1 protein-coding gene is annotated in these 625 nt (G+C 29.4%); it reads right to left on the bottom strand.

All coding sequences use genetic code 4. From position 1 onward, the window contains the following. Positions 1–466 (bottom strand): lipoprotein (locus LD125_RS03480; protein WP_250137685.1); only part of this gene is annotated, 466 nt, incomplete at its 3' end. Positions 467–625: the final 159 nt, after the last annotated feature.

Here is a 625-nt window from a genome sequence, read left to right as displayed (position 1 = left end):
CTCCTAAAATTGCACTTTTTCTTATTATTTGTCGAGAAATAAAATCTAAATTTAAATTAGCAATGCTTAATTTAGCATTACCATCGCCAAAAACAAAAGTTACCTCTGGGACAGTTATTGCTTTATCAGCTTTTAAAACCACCATAACAATTCCACTTTCAAAGTTAGGAGTAAAGGTTGCAATAATGTTTGTACCATTTACCACAACTGCCTGATCAGATGCAGGTAAATTAATTCCGTTAACGTATTTGTTTTCACTTTCTTGAACTACTAATTCAAGTTTTAACGCTTCGACCTGATTTAACTTCAAAGTTGCTGATTGGTGATCAGGAGCAAGAACTAAATCATCAGCAGTTTTATTAACAGTTTCTGCTTGGATTATTTTATTATTTTCGCAAGCAACTACACTAATTGCAGCAGTTGATGCTAACCCCACTGCTGCTAGAATCGATAAGAATTTTTTCATGGATTTATTTTTTCCTTTATAAAATAAGTTTTAAATTGATACTATCACTCATTATAACCATAATTAAATTAGTTAGAAATTTTTTTTATAAGAAAAAAACCAGACAATTTGTCTGGTTTAAAACTATTAACTTAACTTGTAAATAGTACTAATTATTAG

The organism is Mesoplasma sp. JKS002658, from assembly GCF_023566355.1.
Taxonomy (GTDB): Bacteria; Bacillota_I; Bacilli_A; order Mycoplasmatales; family Mycoplasmataceae; genus Edwardiiplasma; species Edwardiiplasma whartonense.
The sequence above is the reverse complement of the archived record's forward strand: the minus strand, read 5'-3'. Positions and strand labels throughout refer to the sequence as shown.